Annotated in this window: 18 protein-coding genes; all 18 read right to left on the bottom strand. The window is 32.2% G+C overall.

The window, feature by feature from the left end; translation table 11 throughout:
• Positions 1 to 48: 48 nt before the first annotated feature.
• The 18 genes from ACWPWS_RS17900 to ACWPWS_RS17815 all read right to left on the bottom strand — a co-directional run bounded on the left by ACWPWS_RS17900 (position 49) and on the right by ACWPWS_RS17815 (position 13,746).
• Complete coding sequence (locus tag ACWPWS_RS17900) at positions 49 to 690, bottom strand: hypothetical protein (RefSeq protein WP_454047432.1); 642 nt, start codon at positions 688 to 690, stop codon at positions 49 to 51.
• Positions 691 to 785: 95 nt separating this feature from the next.
• Positions 786 to 1,373 carry a hypothetical protein gene (locus tag ACWPWS_RS17895; RefSeq protein WP_454047431.1) on the bottom strand — a complete coding sequence of 196 codons (588 nt, stop codon included), beginning with the start codon at positions 1,371 to 1,373 and terminating at the stop codon, positions 786 to 788.
• Between the two features lie 242 nt (positions 1,374 to 1,615).
• The gene (locus tag ACWPWS_RS17890; protein WP_454047430.1) at positions 1,616 to 2,050 is read right to left on the bottom strand and encodes a hypothetical protein; all 435 of its coding nucleotides are present in this window, start codon (positions 2,048 to 2,050) and stop codon (positions 1,616 to 1,618) included.
• Between the two features lie 193 nt (positions 2,051 to 2,243).
• Positions 2,244 to 2,693 carry a hypothetical protein gene (locus ACWPWS_RS17885; RefSeq protein WP_454047429.1) on the bottom strand — a complete coding sequence of 150 codons (450 nt, stop codon included), beginning with the start codon at positions 2,691 to 2,693 and terminating at the stop codon, positions 2,244 to 2,246.
• A 27-nt stretch (positions 2,694 to 2,720) separates the two neighbouring features.
• A complete protein-coding gene (locus ACWPWS_RS17880) occupies positions 2,721 to 3,263 on the bottom strand; it encodes a hypothetical protein (protein ID WP_454047428.1) in 543 nt (180 codons plus the stop codon).
• A 241-nt stretch (positions 3,264 to 3,504) separates the two neighbouring features.
• The gene (locus tag ACWPWS_RS17875; protein WP_454047427.1) at positions 3,505 to 4,134 is read right to left on the bottom strand and encodes a hypothetical protein; all 630 of its coding nucleotides are present in this window, start codon (positions 4,132 to 4,134) and stop codon (positions 3,505 to 3,507) included.
• A 330-nt stretch (positions 4,135 to 4,464) separates the two neighbouring features.
• Positions 4,465 to 4,872 carry a helix-turn-helix transcriptional regulator gene (locus ACWPWS_RS17870; RefSeq protein ID WP_110008156.1) on the bottom strand — a complete coding sequence of 136 codons (408 nt, stop codon included), beginning with the start codon at positions 4,870 to 4,872 and terminating at the stop codon, positions 4,465 to 4,467.
• 74 nt (positions 4,873 to 4,946) lie between these two features.
• Positions 4,947 to 5,993, bottom strand: coding sequence for a hypothetical protein (locus ACWPWS_RS17865; protein ID WP_454047426.1), 1,047 nt, complete (start codon positions 5,991 to 5,993; stop codon positions 4,947 to 4,949).
• 23 nt (positions 5,994 to 6,016) lie between these two features.
• Positions 6,017 to 6,739: a DUF6414 family protein gene (locus ACWPWS_RS17860; protein ID WP_454048201.1), complete on the bottom strand. Its 723-nt coding sequence runs from the start codon at positions 6,737 to 6,739 to the stop codon at positions 6,017 to 6,019.
• Positions 6,715 to 7,101, bottom strand: a complete 387-nt coding sequence (locus tag ACWPWS_RS17855) for a DUF6414 family protein (RefSeq protein ID WP_454047425.1) — start codon at positions 7,099 to 7,101, stop codon at positions 6,715 to 6,717. Before ACWPWS_RS17855 ends, ACWPWS_RS17860 begins: the two co-directional genes overlap by 25 nt.
• Positions 7,098 to 7,496, bottom strand: coding sequence for a hypothetical protein (locus ACWPWS_RS17850; RefSeq protein ID WP_454047424.1), 399 nt, complete (start codon positions 7,494 to 7,496; stop codon positions 7,098 to 7,100). Before ACWPWS_RS17850 ends, ACWPWS_RS17855 begins: the two co-directional genes overlap by 4 nt.
• Before the next feature lie 189 nt (positions 7,497 to 7,685).
• A complete protein-coding gene (locus ACWPWS_RS17845; RefSeq protein WP_454047423.1) occupies positions 7,686 to 7,904 on the bottom strand; it encodes a hypothetical protein in 219 nt (72 codons plus the stop codon).
• Between the two features lie 373 nt (positions 7,905 to 8,277).
• Positions 8,278 to 8,727: a hypothetical protein gene (locus tag ACWPWS_RS17840; RefSeq protein ID WP_454047422.1), complete on the bottom strand. Its 450-nt coding sequence runs from the start codon at positions 8,725 to 8,727 to the stop codon at positions 8,278 to 8,280.
• A gap of 35 nt (positions 8,728 to 8,762) precedes the next feature.
• Positions 8,763 to 9,290: a DUF4365 domain-containing protein gene (locus ACWPWS_RS17835; RefSeq protein ID WP_454047421.1), complete on the bottom strand. Its 528-nt coding sequence runs from the start codon at positions 9,288 to 9,290 to the stop codon at positions 8,763 to 8,765.
• A 343-nt stretch (positions 9,291 to 9,633) separates the two neighbouring features.
• Positions 9,634 to 11,259 (bottom strand): chaperonin GroEL, encoded by a 1,626-nt coding sequence (gene groL, locus ACWPWS_RS17830; RefSeq protein ID WP_309512859.1) that lies wholly within the window; start codon positions 11,257 to 11,259, stop codon positions 9,634 to 9,636.
• A gap of 103 nt (positions 11,260 to 11,362) precedes the next feature.
• The gene (locus ACWPWS_RS17825) at positions 11,363 to 11,641 is read right to left on the bottom strand and encodes a co-chaperone GroES (protein WP_034696138.1); all 279 of its coding nucleotides are present in this window, start codon (positions 11,639 to 11,641) and stop codon (positions 11,363 to 11,365) included.
• 115 nt (positions 11,642 to 11,756) lie between these two features.
• Positions 11,757 to 12,548, bottom strand: coding sequence for a TerC family protein (locus ACWPWS_RS17820; RefSeq protein ID WP_454047420.1), 792 nt, complete (start codon positions 12,546 to 12,548; stop codon positions 11,757 to 11,759).
• Positions 12,535 to 13,746, bottom strand: a complete 1,212-nt coding sequence (locus tag ACWPWS_RS17815; protein WP_309512858.1) for a cation:dicarboxylate symporter family transporter — start codon at positions 13,744 to 13,746, stop codon at positions 12,535 to 12,537. The genes ACWPWS_RS17820 and ACWPWS_RS17815 overlap by 14 nt, the downstream gene beginning before the upstream one ends.
• Between the last annotated feature and the right edge of the window lie 27 nt (positions 13,747 to 13,773).

The following is a 13,773-nucleotide window of genomic DNA, read 5'->3' as shown; positions in this document are numbered from 1 at the left end:
CGAGGTTACTATCTTCTACATGGTACAAATTCATGTTAGCAACAGTTATTATTTTAATTGAATTTCAATCTTTTTATCTTCCATAAATAATTTTATCCAATTCGGATTTTCATTATTTTTTGGAATACATTCGATTAAACTTTTATTATTTTTATAATTTTCTATAGCTTTTTTCCCAAACTTGATTTTCATTTCATAAATTTCATCACCACCATATCCAATCCAGGCTTTTGTTATGATTTGCTTGCTGTTTTCAATAGTATGATAAAGTAAAGATTTTGAGTCTTCTGGTAAATGACTTATACCATCACACCAAAAATTCTTAGCATAATATTTTATCTTTTCATTTTCAATGTTGTTAAAATCCAGAGACCATTCTAAGTGACTGCAAAATTCTATATTAAACACGGGTTCATTAAGATTATAATTAAAAGCACCGCAATTGGGACATTCAACATATTCTCCATTCAATTCTTCAAACTCACATTCTGCACATCTGCCATTTCTATTGTTTAAATGTTGAATAATGATTTTTGCTTCCTTTTTATCTACATTGAATTCGTCAATTAATTTTTTTTCAGTAAATACTTTTAAATCGTTTTGCATCAAAATATAAAGATCAAGCTTTTGTTCTTCAGAAAAGTTTAGAGTAATCACTTCATTTTTACATTTGTTGCAATTCATTTTCATTCTTAATTTGTTTTTTGTTACAAACATCCAAATTTAGATATTAAATTAACATCAGAGAGTGTCTATAGAGATAGAACTGGAAAAATAGCTGTCAATCAGTGATATCCTTTTATTTTCTGTAAAATAACAGCATCATTCTTATTCGTATTCTTTTCTATGAGGAGATCTAAAATCTCTCCATATAATGCCCTTTGCTTTTCATTGGGAGCGTTCATAGGGTTGATTTGAACTAATTTTCCATTGGAGTATACAATGATAATGTTTGTTGACATCCCATCCATTGCGGGTTTTAAATCTTTATCATTAAAATCTTCTGAAGTGAAGGAACCTGATATTCGTTGAATTCGGTCGATATCATTTTGTGAGAGTGTAATTTTAAAAGGTTGCAGTTGCGGCCTTTCATTAAGGTATTCCAGATGTTCTTTCTCTTCTTCGGCACTCCATTTTTCTCCATTTTCCTTTGATGGAGGCGGAGGTGATGGTGGGTTATAAGAAACTGGGCTGTAAAAAATCAAATATTTTTCATTAAAATTTAAGATGGTTTCAGCAGGAAGATGAAACGTAGGGTAGTATCCTATTTTGATCAGAACAGCCTTAGGTTTTTCAATTTTGTGATCACCATTTTTCTTATTACAGGAGAATAAAATTATAAGACAAAATAATAACAGTGTGAAATTTTTCATGGTATTCAAATATACATAGATGATTTTAAAATCAGAATACATACAATTCTGTTTTTCATTAAGTGAGTTCTCCGGAAGTCTCAAACGTTTATGTTTGTCATCAAACGAATTCTCCGGAAGTTAAAAACAACTTTGTTTGTAATCTCCCGAGGCCTCCGGAAGTCTTATACAAGTTGCGGGAAACAAAACAGGATGCTGTATAGCTTTGTTTTATTAATGTTCTTCTGTTCATAACAATATTCTTAATCACAATAAATTGCCAAACGTATTTGATCAAATCCACCTTTTCCTCTGAAACGAAATAAGTAGGCGTTCAGATTTTTACTTTGCCATTTTATATCATCCCTTACCATTTCCTCTTTAGATTTTTCTAAATCTTCATATACTTCAAGGGATGGTTTTCCAAGATTTTCAGTTATATATTTTTTTATTTCGTGGAATTTTTCGTTAAACATTTCATTCGAAGTTTCAATTTTTTCATTTTCATTCCATTCATAAGACTTGAATTTGATTTGCTCATCTTTTGTGAAAAAATAATCTACTTTAAGGATGAAGTTGTTTTCGTTTCTTTGATATGATCTGGGAATTTCAAACTTATATTTTTGAAAAGCGGGATAGATATCTTCTCCAATTCCCCAAAAATATCCGAGAGTAATATCTTTTGATTCTTTATCCATTTCTTCTTTTTTAATTTCACTGAAGCTTTTAAAGGAAAGATCAATTTCACTTTGAACAGGAACGTTACCATATTTATTTAATGAACAACTGTAAGAAATTAAAATAATAATAAGAAAGAGAATTCTTGATTTCATGAGAATTTATATTGTATGATCGTATAACTGAAAAAAAGCGTCGGGGAAGTGTTGAATATTATTTGGTATAATCCCCTGCAACAATAGATTTTTCCATTGTACTTACAATCTCCGAAACAGGAATCGTAAATATCCCGGCATTGCCATTATCAAACTCCTTCTTCCAGTAAGAATATCCGTTCATTTCAAGGGAATCTGGTTTTTTGCCGGTCTCATTTTTCAGACTGGTGACACTTTTATCCAAAGCTTCTTCTGATATGGGAATATGTGTGAATTTGTCTGCAAAACCTGTGGTACTACTGGTATCTTTAATCTTCAAACCACTGATGGAAATATGAATTACCTTTCCGGTTTCAGGGTATTCCTCAATCTTTAAAATTGTAAGCGTTGAGTTTTTTTCTGTGGGGCGGGTTTTGTAATTCCATTCCTGGCCAACATTGTATTGGTCTTTTTTTGTGCAACCGGAAAATAGTAAGAGTATTCCTACTATTAAAGTATAGAGTTTCATGAAGGGTTGGTTATTAGTTTTTGTTTTTTATTTCAAATAAGTTTGTTCAAGAAGTTTAACCGATTCCGTTTCAGTTAAGGGATTCTTCTTATCTGTATTATTGGTTAGATTGAATGAAATCAGATTGTTGTTTCTAACGGCATACAGTAAATAGGAAGTAAGGTCCTTACTAACATCCTGAGATTTATCTTTTATGATAATTTTCCAGATGATATAATTTTTTTCTTCGTTTCGCTTTACTTCAGAAACTTCTGCTTTCACTCCATTGGAAGATGCCCAGTAATCATATTCCCATTGGTAAAATGCATTCAGCAATTCTTTTTCCGTTATACCTTCTTTATAAAACTCAAATTTCTCAGGTTTTCTTACTGAAATCAGCAGATTTATTTTTTCGTCTTTATTGCTTAGGTGAAATTGTCCGGATGATTTCAGTTGATTTTTATATTCCCATTTTCCAGGAACCTCAAATAATTCTCCATTGATCTGAAAAGGAGTCTTCTTTTGGGCAAATGAAAAGGTGGAAACCAGAAGAAGAATAAAGATGGAGAAAAGTTTAATGTTTAATTTCATTTTGAGTATAAGTTTCTTGAACTATTGGTTATTAGTTTTGTTTTTAATCAGGAACAAATATAAGTAAAAGCTGGGGATAGAAAATGAAGGTGTAGAGGTATTTTAGTTGGGGTAATTATAAAAAAATCCGAAGTCTCCCGACTTCGGATTTTTGTTTTTTATGATGGTGCAAAGTCTCCAGACTTTTCGGAGCTTGGGGTTCGCCCCACTATTGCAAAACCGATGTTATCAGAAATTTTTCCTATTGTTCATATTCTTTTAAAATTCTAATAACAGTTTCTTTGTTAAATGTTGATGTATTTTCAATTTTTGAAGATAATTCAGGTTTTGAAGAGGTAATTTCTTTCAGTTTATTTTTCATACTATTGAATGTGCCAACATTTACTTCTTGATTTTTTTCATTGATGAAATGGTCTGTTATCTGAACGCTTCCATCATATGCGTTATTGTAATATTCTCTAAACCATTTAATTTTTCCATCATAAAAGTTCTCCTGCAAAGATTTATATTCAGAACCTCTATTCACAAATCTTCTTTCGTTTCCGTTATAATCTTTAATCGTCATTTCTTTTAGGAGTTGGAAATAGATGTATTCTTTTTTTCCTGTCTTATCATAAATTTGAAGAAATTTGTTTATTGAAGTTTCATTTAGAAATCCATAAATTATATTTTTTTGACCTCTAATTTTTCCATCAATCGTTTTATCGTTAATGAAAGTGATTTTCGCATCCATCACATTTTTTTCTTGGATATTTACGTTTTGAGTAGAGTAATCTTCAAGTGGCTTCAATTCACTCATCTGATTCCAAACTTTTACGCAGCTTGTAAGTAAAAGTACAGATGATAAAATAATAATTGGTTTTAATTTCATAAGTTTTGCTTGATAAGCGATGTATATGATAAAATTTCTGCTAACGTTTCGGGTATTGCTGTAGTTTCGGGACATCCGAAGCACAATCCGTGCAAAATTACAAAGATTTCTGAAACAAATAGTTCTACTGATAACATTCAATCCCGAATTACAGTAATACCCTGCTACCGCACGAAGCCTTTTGTGTGGTAGAGGGCAGTCGGGGTATTTTAGATGTGGGATATAGAGAATCCGAAGTGGGGGACTTCGGATTCTATTTTTTTGGAAAGCACAAAGTCGGGAGACTTTGCGGAGCTGGGTTTCTTGAACTATTGGTTATTAGTTTTGTTTTTATTTCTGAATCAACTGCTCCAGTCTGGCCATCATCTCATCTTTTTCTTTCAGCATTCTTTCGTACAGCGCAATTTTTTCTTCGTGTACTTTGATTAATTGATCCACAGGATTAAGTGTAGAATTATAGAAAATAGAAGCTGGTTGCTGGCAGTTATCGAAAGTGTTAGAAATAATATTGATTGCCTGTTCCTCATCAAAATTCTGAAAAGCTTCCACAGGAATTTTTAATACCTCAGAAATTCTTTTCAATAAAGGATCTTCAATAGTTTCTTTCTGCTCCAAAAGCGAAATCTTCTTCTGGTTCCAGTCTTCCCCAAGATCAAAAGCTAAAGCCTCCTGCTTGATGCCCAACATCTCACGAAAACGCTTGATATTTCTCCCCTGATGTATTTTTTTGTTTTGCATATTTGTGTACGTTATAGAAACAAATATAAGTAAAAGTTGGGGGATAGGAAATGGGGGAGTGAGGGTATATTTAATTAAGATTCTATTTTTTCTGTATAAGCAAAATAGTTAACAGAAAATCCTTTATTATACCTAATATAAGGAGAATACTTATTAGAAATAATATTAATTAATTGACAATAACTTTGCCTCCATTTATAATCTTTTCTGTCATAAAATTTTGGAGATATGTATACATTTTCAAGATTGTTTATTATGTGAAATGATAAATATTTCTGAAACTCAAGTTCGGTAGAAATATTATCCAATTCGTCTAAATATTTTATCGCTAATAAATCCTCTGGAAATGCTGCTAAAATAATAACTGTCCTCTCTGCAAAGGGTAAGACTGTTGTGAAAATATCTGAATATGAAATATCTGCCTTCTCACTTAAATTAAATGGATCACCATTTTTGAAATGCCCTGGAGTTGTTACACCAGCACATGCAACTGGACATCGATATGGATATTCATAACAATAATATTCTAACTCTTCATAGCTTTTATTTATCAGCATTTCATCTAAACGTTTTTTTGGAATTTCTAAGTCGTGAAGTGCTAATTTTACACCTTGAGTTACCTTTTCTACGTCTCCTCCGTAAAATTTATTTAAAAATTTAAGTACTTCTGGTTCTGAAGATGTAAAAAGTTTGTATTCTTCATATTTCCTATGATAAGAGTGAGAAAATGACCTATAAGTATGCAAAAAGCAATGTAGATTATTATTAATATCAGTAGCTTCAGGATCATTCTCAATTTCTTTAAAAAGCTCCGTGTCATGAAAATCACAAAAGCCATAAAATGTTGAAGCATCCCTTCTTCCAATTGGTTTAAGGTCTAAAAAACCATACTTCTTATTTATTTGCCTTTCAGTGTGACAATATATGAAGGAATTTCCATTGATTGTTTTTTCCAATAATTTTAATGAACCTTGTCGTTGCAAGCTATGAGCACTCTTTATCGGTAAACGGCATTCATCTTTTAATGGATGTGAACAATCTTTAATTGTTGCACCTTGGGAAATTAATGAAGTAAGTCTATTTAATTCTTTCTGTTGTTCTATAAATTCTGATTGTTCCATAATTTCATGAAAATCTACCGTTTTTATATTTCTATGTACAAAGCAATTGGATCAATTACATATTCATAATCCAATTTCCCAACAAAAGTATTTTCAAGGTTACTTAATTGCTTTATCATATTAAACATTGCTTCTTTCAAATTTGGATCTTCGTTATTGATCTTCAAACTTTCAAACATTTCTTCTTTTTTTTCTTTTGTCATTTTTTGAGTTACAATTCCAAATAAGGTAAATTCTTTTTCAGATTCTCGAGAGTATTTTTTAACAATATTATTTTCACTTTCTTTCAAATTATTCCTGTTTAATTGAGCACTAAAAAGGCTTACTTTATCTGAATTTGAAAGGGGCAATTGAACTTCAAATTGTCTATGGTAACCATATTGGATTAAATATTCCATGTTTTTTAAGTAGTCATCATCTAGATTTAACCCCTCGTCTATCAAAACTTTTTTAAAAGAAGCTTTATTTTTTAAAGTATGGATGGCATTAGATTTTTGATTTCTATCTTTTATATTTTTAAAATCTTCTTGAGCTTCTTTCATTAACTCATCGTATTTTGCTTTTAGTGTTATAAAACCTAAAGCTCCTCCCATTCGGTTAAAACTTGATATAGTTTTCTCCATTGTCTCTAAATCATTAAAGACTACATTTGATGTAATTTTTATAAAACTATAATCAGGAATTTTATCTAATTCCGTTGAAATATTTGATTTGTTAATCTCTAAAACTCTGTCATCCTTTTGCAGTGCTTCCTCAAATAAATTATATGAAAAATCATGAAGAAATTTTTTTCTGTATAATTTGTGTCCTTCTCAATAATATCAGCTAGAACTCTTCCGCTAAAAAATGGTCCTTTTTGTTCTTCCTTTTCTTTTGTATTTGTATTTTCTGATTTTAAAATATACTCTGTTAATCCTTCAAAAATTTGTGAAGAAATAGAATACATTTTATAATTATCTAAATAGATAAATGATCTAATTTTTTTCATTTTTTTCCGTTCTAAATACTCCTGATAATATTTTTTCCTTGTATCAATTATTGTTTTAATTGAGAGTGTTAAGCCTAAAATAGAAACAATAGAGGTTACAATAATTAATATAGTATTCATTGCTGTAAAGTATTTAGGCGATTATAAATTGAATAACTAAATATAAAGGTTATTACAGATAGGATAACTGAGCAACATTTAACAACGGTTTTATCTAAATCTTTATTTACTTTAAAATCTGAATAGGTGACAATGGCTAAAATTGCAGAAAATAAAATTAGAAAAACAATAGCAAAACCGATATTTCTAGACTTCCATATTTTATCCTGTAGATTTTTATCTTCCAGTTCATTAATTACAGAAAGATTTAATATTAATCCAAAACTGATAAAATCAACTTCATTTATCCAATAATCAAGACTTCCTAGTTTATCAAAAAGAGCGATAATAGTTCTAATTAAAAAAGGAATTAATCCAATAATAACTGTGTAAATTAACCATTTTGTTTTAATCATATAATAATTGATTTTATTCTGAAAAAAATAGGAAGTATATTTCTTCAAAAGCTTCATTTTCACTTTTGAAGATTAAGTATTTCATTTCCTTATTTTTTATTGCCTACCCAATTAACAAACCTGGTTCTTTACTGCTGAAAAACCAAATATCCGTTCCTTTTCATATTTAATATTTCATATTATTGAGTTTTAAATTTCCGTGATCTCTTCATCCAAAGAAATCATATATTCATTTCTTGGTGAAGTTTTTATAGGGGCTGAATTACTAAAAAGTTGTGAAAGGCTGTCCTTAAATTTTTCAGCATCTTCTATTGACTCAGCATAAAATTCAAATTTTGCAAGAATCTTTGCTTGTGATTTTTCACTTATTGGAAAAAGCTGTTTAATAATAAATACATGTTTTTTCATAGTTTTTTTTTAAATTAAGAATTATCTATAATAATATTTTGACCAATTTAAGGTTTAAAGATAATATCTCCTTACGGGAAACCATAAAATAAAAAAAACGCCCTACAAAAGCAGAGCGGTTAGTATATTAAATTTGTCTTAGCGACACGCTATTACATCATTCCTGGCATTCCACCACCCATTGGCATAGCTGGTTCAGCGCTCTTCACTTCAGTGATAACGCATTCTGTTGTTAGAAGCATTCCGGAAACAGAAGCTAGGTTTTCAATTTTATAATATTAATGAGAATTTGCTTTTTTGAGTTTTTTAGCTTCAGAGTTTGTTAATCTTTTATTGTTTCACCAGATTGAATACTTTTTCATATTTGAGAAAATTATTTTAAGTGACCTGTAAATGCAAAAGTGACTTCATCACTTTTTCTCCTATTAACCTCCATAGGTAGGCGATATTTATCCGTAAATTCATTTAACCATTGAAAAATTTTTATCATAATATCTGCGGATTGGCGAACGTCATATTCTACATTTTTAATTGTATTATCTGCATTTGTACTTATTATTTTACAATCACATAGACATACTGTTAATAATCTTATACCCGTAAGTTTAATAAACTCTTTTCTCATGTCCAGGAAGTATCCCCAGTATTTAAAATCTTCAAACACTTTAGCAATCCAATTTCTTACCTCCTCAATTTCATAAATTTCTCTTGAATCATGATTGTACCCATCGATAAAAAAAGATAGTTTCCCTTCTGATTTTTTTATTATTTCATCATTAATTGTTAATTTTTTTAACAAATCTGTAAGACCAGAAGTATCCATGTTGAGAATTTCTTTTTGGCTTATATTTAAGAGTATCACATCACTTTTTTTAATTCTTCATTAATTTTCCATTGATATTCAATTTGTGGCATATAATCTATAACGTCACCTGCAATTTCTAACAAATCTTTTTTAGATGATATTCCTAATATGTTTCTACTAGGTATTAATAAAGACCAACCAGTCTTAGTATCAGATGTTTTATCAATATCAAAATATTCCCAATAAATTTTTTTTTCTTGTAAATCAATAATGAAAATTATAATCGGAATATCTAAGTTTGTATAATAATTCAGGTGCTTGTTCTCTCCATAGAAAGTCCATCCAGTAGTAGTTTTTGTTTTAAAAAATGATTCCCCTGTTTTTATCTGGATAGCGATGGATTTTCCTGTTACACTATTTTCCTCACCTATAATATCTATATATCCATCAATTCCAAAATCATTTTCTAAATGATTTTCCCTAAACATCCAATTAAGTTCATGTTCTATTACATACCTTGCTAGTGATACTCCTTTATCACCAATTGATCTTTGATTATTATATTTTGGAAAGTTGTTCATTGTAAGTATTTATTAGTTTTAGTAAATTAAGTGAAATTTGGATTTATAAATTAAATAATATATATAATTCAACGGCAGTAATAAAAAAATAATCCATTAAAAAGAGAAGTTGTATCTTATAATCTTCACTATGGTATAGAATCAAATTTAAATATTATAAATTGAGAATAGTTTCTACATATTACGATTTGTAAATGGTGTATATTATTTAATTAAATTTTGCTAATTTAAAATGTTAAATAAAGATTTCCTTACGGGAAACCATATTTAACTGAAAAAACAATAAAAAACCGCCCTACAACGTAGAACGGTTAGTATATTAAATTGTCTTAGCGACACGCTGTTACATCATTCCTGGCATTCCACCACCCATTGGCATAGCTGGTTCAGCGCTCTTTACTTCAGTGATTACACATTCAGTTGTAAGAAGCATTCCAGATACAGAAGCTGCGTTTTCAAGGGCAACTCTTGTTACTTTAGTTGGGTCAATGATTCCTGCTTCAAGCATGTGAACATACTCGTCAGTTTTCGCATTGTATCCGAAGTCTCCTGTTCCTTCTGCTACTTTAGCAACAATTACAGAACCTTCTCCACCTGCGTTAGCAACGATTTGTCTTAATGGCTCTTCGATCGCTCTTTTCACGATTTTGATCCCTGTAGTTTCGTCAGAATTGATTCCTGTAAGGCTTTCTAAAGCAGAGATCGCTCTTACTAAAGCAACACCACCACCTGCAACGATACCTTCTTCTACAGCCGCTCTTGTAGCGTGTAATGCATCATCTACTCTGTCTTTTTTCTCTTTCATTTCTACTTCAGAAGCAGCACCTACATAAAGAACAGCAACACCACCAGCTAACTTAGCTAATCTTTCCTGAAGTTTTTCTCTGTCGTAGTCAGAAGTTGTAGTTTCCATCTGAGCTTTGATCTGAGCTACTCTTCCTTTAATTTTTGCTTCGTCACCACCACCGTTTACAACAGTAGTGTTGTCTTTGTCGATCGTTACTTTCTCAGCAGTTCCAAGCATATCTAAAGAGATGTTTTCCATTGTGAAACCTTGCTCTTCAGAGATCACCTGTCCACCTGTAAGGATTGCGATATCTTCTAACATTGCTTTTCTTCTGTCTCCGAATCCCGGAGCTTTTACAGCTGCAATTTTAAGAGAACCTCTTAGTTTGTTTACTACCAAAGTAGCTAAAGCTTCACCTTCCACTTCTTCAGAGATGATCAATAGAGACTTACCACCTTGTGCAATTGGCTCAAGAACCGGTAACAATTCTTTCATTGAAGAGATTTTCTTCTCTACTAAAAGGATATATGGGTTTTCTAGTTCAGCTAACATTTTCTCAGGGTTAGTCACGAAGTATGGTGACTGGTATCCTCTGTCGAACTGCATACCTTCTACAACATCAACTGTTGTATCAATACCTTTAGCTTCTTCTACAGTGATTACACCTTCTTTTCCAACTTTTCCGAAAGCTTCAGCGATTAATGCACCGATAGTCTCATCATTGTTAGCAGATACAGAAGCAACTTGCTTTACTTTATCTGTAGAATCTCCAACAGCCTGAGACTGCGCTTTAAGGTTTTCAACAACTGCAGTTACAGCTTTGTCGATCCCTCTTTTAAGATCCATTGGGTTAGCACCTGCAGCTACGTTCTTAAGACCTTCTCTTACGATAGCCTGTGCCAATACAGTAGCGGTAGTAGTACCGTCTCCTGCGATATCATTAGTTTTGGAAGCTACTTCTTTTACCATTTGAGCTCCCATATTTTCTACTCTGTCTTCAAGTTCGATTTCTTTTGCAACAGACACACCATCCTTAGTTACGTGTGGAGCACCGAAAGATTTTTCGATCACTACGTTTCTACCTTTAGGACCTAAAGTTACCTTTACTGCATTAGCCAATGCATCTACCCCTCTCTTTAGAGCGTCTCTTGATTCAATATCGAATTTTATTTCTTTTGCCATTTTGATTAGATATTAGATGTTAGATGTCAGATATTAGACAGCTAACAAAAGTTTTTTAATTTGATTTTTTTAATCTGAAATCTGATGTCTGTGATCTTAAATCTTAGCCAATAATTCCTAATAAATCAGCTTCTCTTACGATTAAATAATCTTTACCTTCCAGCTTCAATTCAGCTCCTGAATATTTTCCATAAAGAACTTTGTCACCTACCTGAACTGTTGTAGGCTCATCTTTCTTACCAGGGCCTACTGCCACTACAGTACCTTCTTGCGGCTTTTCCTTTGCAGTGTCCGGGATGATAATACCTGAAGCTGTTTTAGTTTCTGCTGCGATTGGCTCTACCAGAACTCTGTCTGCCAATGGTTTAAAGTTTACTGACATAATATATTTATTTTTTAATTATTTCTGTGTTGTAATTCTCTAAATGTATGCCATGAGACCATGGTGGCTGAAATGGCAGACTTTTATTTCCGAATGTGAAAATTTGGCAGAAAAATTATTTTTTGCGGGCTGGAAATCCAACAAGATAACTGGTCACTACAGGAATTACAAACAAAAGAACGGTAATGGCGGAAACTAAAATTTCCATGGTATGGCTGCCTAGAAATTGAGCGAATGCGGTGGCAGGGTAGAAGTGCTCAAATAAAGATAAACTTAGTTTAATTCCTAAAATAGCAATCACAATAAATGCGGCAGTTTCCAGGAAAGGAAATACCTGCATAAGGCGGACAAACCACTGCGCTATAAATCTCATCGCTAAAATCCCTATAAATACGCCGAGGGTAATCAGAAGTAAATTATCAGAGAAAGCAACTGCCGCAAAAACATTATCTATAGAAAAAGCAAGGTCCATTACTTCTACAATCGCAACGGTTGCCCAGAATTGCCCCAGCAGCCCGATGGAATTTTTATACAGCCAGCTGGATTCCTTGTCAGGACTTTCGTCTGCACTTTCTTCATCGTTTTTATTTTTCATCTTTTTGATCAGCCAGTCCAGAGAAATATAGATCAGGTATAATCCTCCCAGTGGTTTCAGCCACCAAACGGAAATCAGTACAGACGCAAAAATAAGAGCAAGTCCCCGAAATAGATAAGCACCCAGGATTCCATATTTCAAAGCTCTTTTTCTTTGATGTTTGGGCAGATCCATTACGATGGTGGCCAATACTGCGGCGTTGTCCACAGAAAGGAGACTTTCAATCAGGATGAGATTGCCGATAATGGCTAAAGATTTTGCAGGGTTTTGTAAGATGTCATTGAAAAGGAGGGTAAAATCAGGAAATGTCATTTTTTAAGGGAATAGAATGTTGATTAAGTTTTGAAATAATGGCAGCAGAAACTGAAATGCCTATGAAATTGGTAACCGATCTGGCTTCATTCATAAAGCGGTCTACGCTGTATAAAAGGGCAAGATCTGTGGTGGGGATTTTTCCAAAACGGCTTAAGGTAAACATCAGGGCAAGAAAACCGGATCCCGGTACCCCTGAAGCTGTTTTTGAAGCAATGGAAATGGTGATAAAAAGCCAGAAATAATCTTTTATGGTAAGAGGAATATTATAAAACTGGATCAGGAAAATACATGAAATTGAAAGGTAGATACAAGCTCCGGCCAGATTAAAATTGTATCCTAGAGGAATAATAAGGCGGAGAATTTTCCGGTCATAACCCTGTGATTCCATTTTATCAAAGATCATTGGGAAGGCGGTCTTTGATGAAGACGTTGCGATAACAAGAATGATTTCTTCTTTGATGCTGATTAAAAAATCCCAAAGGTTAATTTTAAAATAAGCTGTTACAACCCCTAATATCCCGAAGATGAAAAATACACAGGTAAGATATACTGTGGCAACAATCTTACTTAACGGGAGTAAAGTATTAATTCCGTATACAGAAATTCCGTAAGCGATATTAGAGAAAATGACTATCGGGAGAAACAGGTACACATACTTGATGAGTTTGAAAAACAAGTTCCTTCCTACGTCTATAGCTTTAAGAATGTTATTTTTTTTCTTTGAAAGGCCAATTACAACTCCCGCAGATATGGAGAGTAAAAGAAAAAGTACATAGTTGCTGATATGTAATGGATTCGTAGTCCTGGTTAGAAATCTTTCAGGTAACGCCTTGTGTGAAGAAAGAATAATCCCTGTATTGGCTCCCGGTTTTAAAAGAAGACCGGATCCGATCCCCAATACAATACTGATGGAGGTGATGATTATAAAATACAGAACCATCTGACTTACAATTTTAAAAGCATTTTTGGTGCTGAAAATATAGCTTACTCCATACGTTACAGCAATAAAAATTACCGGAATAATCAAAACCTCAAGAAGCATGAAAAAGTAACTGCTTACCGTTTCCAGATGCTTACTGATTTCCGGAAAATAATAACCGGTTAATGCTCCACAAATGATTGCTGTGAACACATAAAGCGTAAGATTTCTTAAATAAGAGTCTGTAAATGTTTTTTGCTTGGCAGTTTTCATCATTCTAGTTTTAGGATAAGATTACAGAAT

It is taken from the genome of Chryseobacterium sp. Marseille-Q8038, assembly GCF_965111995.1.
The sequence above is the reverse complement of the archived record's forward strand: the minus strand, read 5'-3'. Positions and strand labels throughout refer to the sequence as shown.

Bases quoted from the DNA above. Each gene is read 5' to 3' on its own strand.
- ACWPWS_RS17900 (WP_454047432.1), bottom strand. From the start codon at position 690: ATGAAAATGAATTGCAACAAATGTAAAAATGAAGTGATTACTCTAAAC.
- ACWPWS_RS17895 (WP_454047431.1), bottom strand. From the start codon at position 1,373: ATGAAAAATTTCACACTGTTATTATTTTGTCTTATAATTTTATTCTCC.
- ACWPWS_RS17890 (WP_454047430.1), bottom strand. From the start codon at position 2,050: ATGGATAAAGAATCAAAAGATATTACTCTCGGATATTTTTGGGGAATT.
- ACWPWS_RS17885 (WP_454047429.1), bottom strand. From the start codon at position 2,693: ATGAAACTCTATACTTTAATAGTAGGAATACTCTTACTATTTTCCGGT.
- ACWPWS_RS17880 (WP_454047428.1), bottom strand. From the start codon at position 3,263: ATGAAATTAAACATTAAACTTTTCTCCATCTTTATTCTTCTTCTGGTT.
- ACWPWS_RS17875 (WP_454047427.1), bottom strand. From the start codon at position 4,134: ATGAAATTAAAACCAATTATTATTTTATCATCTGTACTTTTACTTACA.
- ACWPWS_RS17870 (WP_110008156.1), bottom strand. From the start codon at position 4,872: ATGCAAAACAAAAAAATACATCAGGGGAGAAATATCAAGCGTTTTCGT.
- ACWPWS_RS17865 (WP_454047426.1), bottom strand. From the start codon at position 5,993: ATGGAACAATCAGAATTTATAGAACAACAGAAAGAATTAAATAGACTT.
- ACWPWS_RS17855 (WP_454047425.1), bottom strand. From the start codon at position 7,101: ATGAATACTATATTAATTATTGTAACCTCTATTGTTTCTATTTTAGGC.
- ACWPWS_RS17850 (WP_454047424.1), bottom strand. From the start codon at position 7,496: ATGATTAAAACAAAATGGTTAATTTACACAGTTATTATTGGATTAATT.
- ACWPWS_RS17845 (WP_454047423.1), bottom strand. From the start codon at position 7,904: ATGAAAAAACATGTATTTATTATTAAACAGCTTTTTCCAATAAGTGAA.
- ACWPWS_RS17840 (WP_454047422.1), bottom strand. From the start codon at position 8,727: ATGGATACTTCTGGTCTTACAGATTTGTTAAAAAAATTAACAATTAAT.
- ACWPWS_RS17835 (WP_454047421.1), bottom strand. From the start codon at position 9,290: ATGAACAACTTTCCAAAATATAATAATCAAAGATCAATTGGTGATAAA.
- groL (WP_309512859.1), bottom strand. From the start codon at position 11,259: ATGGCAAAAGAAATAAAATTCGATATTGAATCAAGAGACGCTCTAAAG.
- ACWPWS_RS17825 (WP_034696138.1), bottom strand. From the start codon at position 11,641: ATGTCAGTAAACTTTAAACCATTGGCAGACAGAGTTCTGGTAGAGCCA.
- ACWPWS_RS17820 (WP_454047420.1), bottom strand. From the start codon at position 12,548: ATGACATTTCCTGATTTTACCCTCCTTTTCAATGACATCTTACAAAAC.
- ACWPWS_RS17815 (WP_309512858.1), bottom strand. From the start codon at position 13,746: ATGATGAAAACTGCCAAGCAAAAAACATTTACAGACTCTTATTTAAGA.